A 7,023-nucleotide genomic window follows, 5' to 3' on the forward strand; every position below is an offset into this window, starting at 1 on the left:
GTCCTCGCACGTGCCGACCTCCACCGGCCCCACCGAGACCTCCTCCGGGACCGATACGGCCGGAAGCGGAGTGGCGAGAGGATCACGGCGGGGGAAGACGAGCAGCAGCCGGCCGGAGCGCGCGATGGAGACCCGGCAGGAACGAGCGCCGAAGCCGTGGGCGAGGTGGTCGGTACGGTCGGCCCAGTCCTTGACCGACTGCCCGGTGAGCATCCGCACCGTGACCAGGTCGGCCCACGAGGTGCAGGTGACGCGGACGATGCGAGGCAGGTAGTCCCGGCCGCGTAAGTGACGGCCGAGCCCGGAGATGATCATTACCGGTTGCCAGTGCCGCCGGTAGATCCACACCCGCCGCCACCAGGCCAGCAGCCGCCAGCCCACCAGACGCAGGAACGACGGACGCGCGAGGAGGCACCAGGCGGTGAGGCCGAGCGGAACCAGGACGACGAGGCCGAGACCCCAGCGCCAGCCGTAGAAGTAGGTGAGCGCGCCGGGGGTGAGGGTGACGGCCGAGGCGATCGGGTGGCGCCACAGCAGCCGCAGGAGACCGGCCAGCAGCCGCCATGTGAAGATCAGAATCGTGAGGATCGCCGGGGTACGGACGATGGCCGGGCGGAAGACGACGGCGGTATCGGGGGTGGTGGAGACGAGGTTCTGCGCCTCGTCGCCGGGCAGTTTCTTGAACATTAGGCTGGGGGCCTTCCTTGAATTCGCGTGAGAGGGAGAACCGAGGGGCCGCCGGAAGTTGGCGCTTCTGGCGGCCCCGCTTACGTGTCAGGCCGCCTTGTCCTGCTCGGCCTGGTCGGGGTTGGTGGACTGTTCGGTGTGCAGGCGCTCGCAGTCGGCGAGGTAGCGCGCGGTGGCGTCGGCGAGCTGCCGGGCGAGGGTCACGTCCCGTTCGGTGACCGGTCCGCCGCCGGTGGTGGAGATCACCACCTGTGCCTGCGCGGTGGACAGATTCAGGAACGGCCGCCCGCTCTCGGCACCCAGAGCCATGACCGACAGGTCCGGGGTACGGAACGAGATGTCGAGCCGGGTACCGTCCGCATCGAGCGAGATCGAGGCACGGGTGTAGGGCTGGTGTTCACTCACGCGGCCACGTCCTTACCGGCTGTCTCCTTGGCCGAGGTCGGAGCGCTCTGCCGAGCGGGAGCCGCAGCCGAGCGGGGAGCCCGCATCGCCGTTGCCCGGATCGACCAGGCCAGGCGGCCGGTGTTCTGGCCGACGTAGGCGGTGACGGTCATGCCGTCGAACTCGACCGGCACGAACGGCAGGCCCGGCAGCGCGGCCGGGACGACGGGCTGAGTCGGGGACAGGATCTTGACCGCCACCGTCTTCTGGCCGGCCTTGACGGTCGGATCGGCGTCCATCACGGCGACCTGCCAGACGAGTTCGCCGGTGTTCTTGTCCTTGGCGTAGACCGTGCGCCCCTTGCTGGAGGCGTCGAAGTCCTTGACCTGCTCGACCTCGCCGACGACGTAGCAGCCGTGCGGGAAGACCTGCGTGAAGCTGATCGGGATGGGGCCTTGGATGGCCATGGGGGTTCCTCTCGTCGAGCGGCAACCAGATGTCCGGTTGTTCACTTGTCCGCTTGAGTTGAGAGTAGCCCACTCCCACTTGTCCGCACAAGCGGATGAGCGAGGTGGACGGGGAAGGCTTAGCTCACCTGGTAGACGTCCTGGAGTTCGTGCAGGTCACCGGGGAGCGCCACGCTCATCACCAGGAGCACACTCCCAGCGGCGTCATGCACAGTGGCCAGCACCCCGAGAACAGGCTTGGCGGAGCCGAGCAACTCCGCCTCTTCCTTCGTGGGGTTGCGCGCGGTCAGCCGCTCGGTGACGTGATCGAAGCGCAGGTGCTTGACCGCCTGGAGGTGATGACGCACCCCGCGCGCCAGCGGTTCGGGCTTGTCGACATCGGTGCCCAACGCGACCTCCAGCGGGAACCACAGGGTCTCCACCGCAGACAGCCGGCCCCCCTGCCGGGCCACGCGCCGACGCGAGATCACCGGCGTCTTGTCCTCAACGTTGAGCAAGCGAGCGATGTGACGGGGAGCCGGAACCCGGGCCACCTCGGTGACCATGTCACCGCTCTCGGCCTGCTCGGCCACCGCCAGGCCCGGTCGGATGCGATCAACGGCACTTTCGGGACGGCCCTTCACGAACGAGCCGCGGCCATGTTCACGCTCGATCCAGCCTTGCATGGCCAGCGTCTGAAGCGCCCGAACCACTGTCGTGCGGCCCACGCCGAACTCTCTGACGAGCTGCGTCTCAGAGGGCAGCATGTCACCGGCCGCGTACTGCCCGGCCTCGATGCGCTCCTGAATCGCGCCCATCACCTGGGCATACTTCGGAGGGGCGAAATCCCTGCTCATCTTAACCGCCCGATCACTCTTCCACTTGTCTGCACAAGCACAGTACCGGCTGAGGCCAGCCCTGTCAGGAGGCGCAGCAGCCACAGGCGGCTACCGGGCCAGCCCCGCCAAAATCCTGATCCACACCACCCGCGCCTGAGCAGGCGACCACGCCTCACTATGAAGCACGGCGCTGCGGTTTTTGTCCTGAACCGTCTTGCGGATGAATGACAGGCCGCCCGCATCGCACAATTCGTAAAACGTCACCCGGTGCTCATGGCAGGTCCAGGCCGCCACCCGAACCCGCCCGAAACGCCGCGCCCTATTCCAGGTCAAAGACACACATCCGGGAGCAGCCGGTACGAGATGATGCGCCATGCACGAAATTCCTCGCCGAGGAGGATTCTCGTTCATGATTCCTGCCGCTCGAAACGCACCGACCCGGCCGGGTCCACGGTGGCGTGGAAGAGCACCTGTCGCGACCAGTCGTCCTGCACGGCGCTGAAGTCGCGAACCCGGTGGGTGATGCGCCCCCAGGCCGCTGCGTTCGGTGCCATCTGGCGCAGCGCCATCCGGAGCGCGTCCATCGACGGGGCCTGTCCCGAGCTGGTTCCGCACGGCCCGAGGTTGTCGGTTCCGGCGGTGGTGAACACCTCCCACTCGAACATCTCGACGAGCTGTTCCATACCGCCGCAGTAGATGCAGTCCTCGTGTGCCGAGAATTCCAGGCGCAGGCCCATGGCCGCCACGCATCCACGACGGGTGACGATCTTCCATCCGCGCCCGTCGCACTCCGTGCATTTAACCGGTGTTGTCATGCCGGAAAGAATGTCCCGGTGAACTTTCCGTTCCTATACCACGCGGATATACCACTGGGAGATATAGAGTTTCGCCCTGTAGCGATGCACCACTTCGGGAGCCGATGACCGGAGGACGGAATGCACGGGAACGCATTTGACCCCATCCAGATTCCAGCGGGGATTTGGGATCACGAAGCAAGTAGAGAAATCCTCAAAAATCGTGACGTAGCCGGACTATTCAATCTCGCCGTCAAGTACAGCGGTGCCAGTCAGGTTCGGATCAGCACGGCGACCGGAATATCCCAGGGCCGCATCAGCCAGATCATCCGAGGACAACGCCAGGTCACCGACCTGGAGGTCTATGAGCGCATCGCCGCCGGCCTCGGCCTGCCCGACCACGCCCGCATGCTCTTCGGTCTGGCCCCACTCGACCTCGCCTCCCCCACAGGTGACCACGGCGGCAGCCACCAGGAGCAGGCCGACGAGCTGACGGCCCGGATCGAAGCCGCCGCCGCCATCGATCTCACCATGGTCATGATCCTCACCACCGAGACCAACAACCTGCGCCTGATGGACCGCCGACTCGGTGGCGCGGCCATCGCCGACAAGATGCGCGCCCAGATCGCCCAGCTAGAAGGCGTCCACCGGCACGCCATCCGGCCGGGCATCCGCGCCCAGCTCGCTCACGTACTGTCAGAGACCGCAGCCCTCGCCGGATGGCAGGCCCTCGACACCTGCGCCCTCTCAGATGCTTGGGATCACCACGAGCACGCCATCTCCGCCGCCCGCGAAGCCGAAAACCCCGCTCTGCTCGCCTACGCCTGCGGACAGCAGGCATACGTCCTGATCGACCTCGGACGACCGGCCGAAGCCACCGAACTCCTCCAGCACGTTCGCACCACCTACGACCGCCGCGTCCCCGGCCACTTACGGACCTGGCTCGCCGCCGCCGAAGCGGAAGCCGCCGCCATCCTCGGAGACGAGGCCACCTGCCGCACCGCCCTGGATCAAGCCGCCGCGCTACTGCCCGGAGACGACGCCGACCCTCACGTGCCGTACGTCTCTCTCAACACCCACCACCTCGCCCGCTGGCGCGGCAACTGCCTCGTCAGATTCGGCGACCCCGACACCATCGAGGATCTCCGTTCAGCCCTCGCGGGCATGGACGGCACCTACAACCGCGCCGAAGCTGGCCTCAGATGCGACCTCGCCCACGCTCTGCTGGCCATGGGGGAACTGGACGCCGCACAACCCCACCTCTACCGCGCCGACCAACTCGCCACGACGATCGGCTCTCGCCGGCACGGACGACGCATCAAGGAACTCATGCGAGCGGCTACCCGCGGCTCCCGTTAAGCCGCTCCCGCGCATACAGCAACCCGACCAACACCCCGGAGTTCCACACATCCCCACGGGCGATCATGCCCGGGATCTGGGCCATCGGAATCCACTCCAGCCGATCGGCCTCCACCTCTCCCACCGGCTCACCGACCAGCTCGGCCCCCCGGCCGAGGAACACCAGGTGTTCGGAGTCGACCATGCCCACCATCGGCTGGAACGTGATCAGGTGCTCCATCTCCTTGGGCCGGTACCCGGTCTCCTCTTCCACCTCACGAGCAGCCGTGTCCTTCGGGTCTTCCCCGACTTCGACGAGGCCGCCGGGGAGCTCCCAGCCCCATCGGTCAAACAGGAACCGATGCCGCCACATCATCAGCACCCGGTTCTGCTCGTCGACCAGCACCGTCATGGCCGCCCGTCCCAGATGAACCGCGTGATGTTCGAAGCGCTCCCCGTCCGGGATCTCGACATCAACGAGTCCGAGCCGGATCCACTCGTTGTCGTAGATCAGCCGCTCGCCGTGGACGATCCAGCGCGTCTGCTCCTCGTTGGTAGCCACACAGCGAAGTTACCGCCCAACAACCCCGACGTACACGGGCATCAGCACAGCGCCAGCAGTTCGTTCCGGCGAGGGACATCAGGCCGTCCTGGATGATTGCCGAATTGTTCTGGTCGGAAATAGCTACGGACAGACAGGCAGCAGGCGTCGACCCGGCACCCGCCCAGGCGCCAGATCACGGAGAGCTGCGACGATACGGGGTTTGCTCGGAGACCTCCGGCGGTGTTGGACGAGTGATCGGTGACGACGTGTGATCAGGTGGTGGAAGCCGCGATGGGAACGAGGGCGACCCTCATGCCGGGGTTGAGCCGCTCCAGATCCCGGATCTTGTTATGGCTCTGACGTTTGAGACCGAGAGTGTCGAAGTAGTCGGCGCCCAGATCCTGGAAGCGCAGGCCTGGATCACTGATCAGCAGGTAGGCGATCTGAAGAATGTTGCGGGCGATCGCGATCATGGCTTTCTTCTTGCCGCGGCGCCGCCGGATCCGCCGGTAGCGCTCACCAAGGAAGGTGCCCTTGGTTTGGGCGGTGGCCATCGCCGCGGCACCCAGGACGGCGCGTAGCCAGCGGTTGCCTTTCCCGGCCCGGCCGGGTCGGGTGGTGGCGCCGGACTGATTGGCCAGCGGGATCAGTTTCGCCCAGGCGGCGGCATGGGCCGGAGTGGGAAACTGGGCAGCGACATCGAGCCCGAGTTCGGCGATGATGACGCGAGCACACGTGACGCCGACGCCGGTGATCTCATCCAGGCGCTGCACCAGCGACAGCACAAGCTCACCATCGTTGTCGCAGCCGGGAGCGTGCACGCCGCCGATCAGTCCACAGCCGGTACACACCGGCGCCGCTCCCGGCAGGGCGTCGATCAGCGCGGTGATCTCCTCATCCAGTCGCTCGACCTTGGCCTGCAAAGTGTCGATCAGCTCCAGCAAGATACCGATCTCAGTGGCGTGTACATCCCGAAACCGGCCGGTGAGCGCGGCGATCAGTTCCCGGTTACTGGCATGGACCCGATGATCGGCCAGTCCTGCCAAGACGGCGGGACTACGCTGGCCGGCGACCAAGGCCTCCAGCATCCGCCGGCCGCTGTGCCCGAACAGGTCCGACAGCACAGCCGACACCTTGAGCAGTGCGTCTTCGAGAATCTTCTCGATTCGCTGGCGATGCCGAGAGCCCTCGGTGACCAGTACCGCCCGCAGCCGGGTCAACGCCCGAAGATCGCGGATGTCTTGTGGCGGGACGAACGAGGGGCGCACCATGCCGCGCTCGTTCAGCTTGCACAACCAGACACTGTCCAGCTTGTCGGTTTTCGGGCGTCCGGGGACGTTCTTCACGTCGCGGGCGTTGATCAGCCACACCTGCAGCCCGGCCGCTTCCAGCAGGTAGAACCAGATCCTCCAGTAATCGGCGGTCGATTCGAGGACGACCCGCTCGATCCCCAGACATCTCAAATGGTCGGCCAAGGCGACGATCTCGTCGTAGCGGGCCGCCACGTTCCACACTTTCTGGACCTTGCGCCCAGCCCGGGACTCGTGCGGCACCCGGGTACACACCATCCCGGTGTCTTTGGCGACATCGATCGCCGCCACCCGGGTCAGTAGCTCACCTGGCTCTTCGATCTGCTCCATCTCGTGCGCGGCATCGCCTGCACCTCTGGCCATCGACCGGCCTTACCTTCCTCGATCACACACGGGTAGGGTGAGGCCGGCCGGGGGGCACGATGAGGGAATTGACGAATCTGGTCGGCGTGCTCTCAGCAACAGGACGCAACCCTTCAAACCGGCCCCCGGCGTCCAGACTTATGGCGGCCTTGCGAGGTCCAAGAACAAAACGGCGTCACGGCCAGCCTCGCCGCTGATCATTTCACGCCGACGCGGCGTCCCCTTCAGTTCCTGACGGCCTGCGCTCGCCGTTCGAGCCACGGGTGTTTCTTGATCGCCTCCGTGGCGGGCAGGTCCGTCAGCCCGAGGAACAGATCC

The 7,023-nt window shown here is 66.3% G+C and carries 8 protein-coding genes and 2 pseudogenes; 2 read left to right on the forward strand and 8 right to left on the reverse strand.

The genetic code is table 11. The features are described 5' to 3' along the window. From ABZ260_RS43180 to ABZ260_RS43205, 6 genes and pseudogenes are all read right to left on the reverse strand, one after another. Positions 1-687: pseudogene (locus ABZ260_RS43180) on the reverse strand (cell division protein FtsK); the annotation flags it as partial. Positions 688-774: 87 nt separating this feature from the next. Further along, positions 775-1,092, reverse strand: a complete 318-nt coding sequence (locus ABZ260_RS43185) for a hypothetical protein (RefSeq protein WP_355629513.1) — start codon at positions 1,090-1,092, stop codon at positions 775-777. Continuing rightward, on the reverse strand, positions 1,089-1,538 hold the full coding sequence (locus tag ABZ260_RS43190) for a plasmid replication, integration and excision activator (RefSeq protein WP_355629516.1): 450 nt from the start codon (positions 1,536-1,538) through the stop codon (positions 1,089-1,091). The genes ABZ260_RS43185 and ABZ260_RS43190 overlap by 4 nt, the downstream gene beginning before the upstream one ends. 119 nt (positions 1,539-1,657) lie before the next feature. Continuing rightward, positions 1,658-2,374 carry a GntR family transcriptional regulator gene (locus ABZ260_RS43195; protein WP_355629519.1) on the reverse strand — a complete coding sequence of 239 codons (717 nt, stop codon included), beginning with the start codon at positions 2,372-2,374 and terminating at the stop codon, positions 1,658-1,660. A gap of 90 nt (positions 2,375-2,464) precedes the next feature. Then, entirely contained in the window at positions 2,465-2,620 is a 156-nt protein-coding gene (locus tag ABZ260_RS43200) for a hypothetical protein (protein ID WP_355629522.1), read from the reverse strand. Between the two features lie 143 nt (positions 2,621-2,763). Then, a complete protein-coding gene (locus ABZ260_RS43205; RefSeq protein WP_355629525.1) occupies positions 2,764-3,171 on the reverse strand; it encodes a hypothetical protein in 408 nt (135 codons plus the stop codon). 120 nt (positions 3,172-3,291) lie between these two features. Between ABZ260_RS43205 and ABZ260_RS43210 the strand changes: the two are divergent. After that, positions 3,292-3,498: pseudogene (locus ABZ260_RS43210) on the forward strand (XRE family transcriptional regulator); the annotation flags it as partial. Between the two features lie 60 nt (positions 3,499-3,558). Then, positions 3,559-4,509: an XRE family transcriptional regulator gene (locus ABZ260_RS43215; protein ID WP_355629534.1), complete on the forward strand. Its 951-nt coding sequence runs from the start codon at positions 3,559-3,561 to the stop codon at positions 4,507-4,509. Here ABZ260_RS43215 and ABZ260_RS43220 read toward each other — a convergent pair. Together ABZ260_RS43220 and ABZ260_RS43225 are read right to left on the reverse strand one after the other, a co-directional pair. After that, positions 4,490-5,050, reverse strand: coding sequence for an NUDIX hydrolase (locus ABZ260_RS43220; protein WP_355629528.1), 561 nt, complete (start codon positions 5,048-5,050; stop codon positions 4,490-4,492). The genes ABZ260_RS43215 and ABZ260_RS43220 overlap by 20 nt on opposite strands. 254 nt (positions 5,051-5,304) lie before the next feature. Next, a complete protein-coding gene (locus ABZ260_RS43225) occupies positions 5,305-6,672 on the reverse strand; it encodes an IS110 family transposase (protein WP_355629531.1) in 1,368 nt (455 codons plus the stop codon). Positions 6,673-7,023 lie beyond the last annotated feature (351 nt).

Source organism: Streptosporangium sp. NPDC006013 (assembly GCF_040614275.1).
Lineage (GTDB): Bacteria > Actinomycetota > Actinomycetes > Streptosporangiales > Streptosporangiaceae > Streptosporangium.

What these genes read in the sequence shown, in the direction of transcription:
- ABZ260_RS43195 (WP_355629519.1), bottom strand. Translation starts at nt 2,374, where the DNA reads ATGAGCAGGGATTTCGCCCCTCCGAAGTATGCCCAGGTGATGGGCGCG.
- ABZ260_RS43215 (WP_355629534.1), top strand. Translation starts at nt 3,559, where the DNA reads ATGCTCTTCGGTCTGGCCCCACTCGACCTCGCCTCCCCCACAGGTGAC.
- ABZ260_RS43225 (WP_355629531.1), bottom strand. Translation starts at nt 6,672, where the DNA reads ATGGAGCAGATCGAAGAGCCAGGTGAGCTACTGACCCGGGTGGCGGCG.
- ABZ260_RS43205 (WP_355629525.1), bottom strand. Translation starts at nt 3,171, where the DNA reads ATGACAACACCGGTTAAATGCACGGAGTGCGACGGGCGCGGATGGAAG.
- ABZ260_RS43190 (WP_355629516.1), bottom strand. Translation starts at nt 1,538, where the DNA reads ATGGCCATCCAAGGCCCCATCCCGATCAGCTTCACGCAGGTCTTCCCG.